Origin of the sequence: Aquabacterium sp., from assembly GCF_030652515.1 — a bacterium.
Classification (GTDB): Bacteria; Pseudomonadota; Gammaproteobacteria; order Burkholderiales; family Burkholderiaceae_C; genus Aquabacterium.
Window position 1 is genome coordinate 1 of sequence record NZ_JAUSAR010000225.1, and the last position, 1,515, is coordinate 1,515.

Annotated in this window: 1 protein-coding gene; it reads right to left on the bottom strand. The window is 51.6% G+C overall.

Features of this window, described 5'->3' with window-relative positions; translation table 11 throughout:
* On the bottom strand, positions 1–1,332 hold a 1,332-nt coding region (locus Q7V20_RS24050), incomplete at its 3' end, for a hypothetical protein (protein ID WP_304796801.1).
* Positions 1,333–1,515: the final 183 nt, after the last annotated feature.

Here is a 1,515-nt window from a genome sequence, read left to right on the forward strand (position 1 = left end):
AGTGGTGATATTGCTGCCGTTCCAGTAATGCTGGGTGACGTTGAGCAGGGTATTGTTGGGCGTGAAATTGAAATTCTGCCCTGAACTTACCACATGGCATGAAGTGCAGTTAAACGGCGTTCTGAAGTTGGAGGGATGCTCATTCGCAGCAGGCTCTGAGCCGTTTCCGTGGCATGCCCAGCATCTCTTATTAACGGAATAATTGGCATTGCTTGCCGTGGCATTGCTGTTCAGGTTCTTATGGACGGCATCGCTTGAATTCATGGCAGAGAAGTTAACGAGCCTTCCCGTACCCGCAGTTCCGCCGATGTTATGGCAGTTGGTGCAGTTGGCTCCTCCTGCCACGCCCACAGCAACGTTGTGCAGGAACTCGCTCATATTCGCACTCCCGCTCAGAAGCGAGCCGTGGCAGTTCCTGCACGTAGAGTCATCGTAGGCAGCCAGGGAATGATTGAAGTAATTCGAGACATTCCCTTTCCAGTTCGTGCCATTGGTTATTTCAGGCGGCGTATTGAGTCCTGCCGAGAAAAAGGTGGAGTTCATCTGGGTATAGTTTGCATCGTTCCTGTAATGGCAGTCCGCACACGAGGTATTGGTACCTATGGAGCCGTACAGACCGTAATCCGGTGCCCAGAGCAGTATTCTTCCAAGAGGCGTGGTGTTGTGAATGGTGTTATTATGGCAGTATATGCAGGCAGTCAGCGGAGTGGTATTCGTCCAGAAGCTGTCCCATACCGAGCCGTTCGAAGCATTATCGCTGTGGTGCATGGGCGATACTATCCGAAATGGCGAGAAGCTGCCCAGAGAAGAGTCCACGTTCGTGGTCTGGTGGCATGTGGTGCAGTTCACCGCACTTGAATTTGTAGTTGCGAAGCTGTTGCCCTGCGTGAGGTACTTGATTGCATGTATATCCTTACCCGCAAGCGTACCAACAGTATTATTGGCATGGCATTCCGTGCAGTTAAGAGCTTTGTGCCTTACCGTGTTGTTCGTGGCAGCACTCCCGGAGATGCCGTGGCATGTGGAGCAGAACGAATCGTTACTTACGGGTTTTGCGAGTGTGCTGTTATGAAGCCTTCCGGAATTATGGCAGTCCGTGCACAGAGGCGTGGTTGCTCTTCCGCTGTGGTTAACTATGGAATTATTGAAATCGCTCACGTAGAAGGTAGCGTTGTTCGTTGTGGTGTTGTGGCAGTAAGAACAGTACGATGTGGAATTCAGGCTTGCAAGATCACTTCGCTTCTTACCGTAATGGCTCGTGGAATTGTTGCCTCCGTTCGCTCCCCCGTAAACGCCTGCAGCACCGTCCGGATCAAAGCTTCCCAGCATCATCTCGCTCCTGTTATGGCATGCGTAGCACGAGGTGGCATTTGCAGTGGTGATATTGCTGCCGTTCCAGTAATGCTGGGTGACGTTGAGCAGGGTATTGTTGGGCGTGAAATTGAAATTCTGCCCTGAACTTACCACATGGCATGAAGTGCAGTTAAACGGCGTTCTGAAGTTGGAGGGATGCTC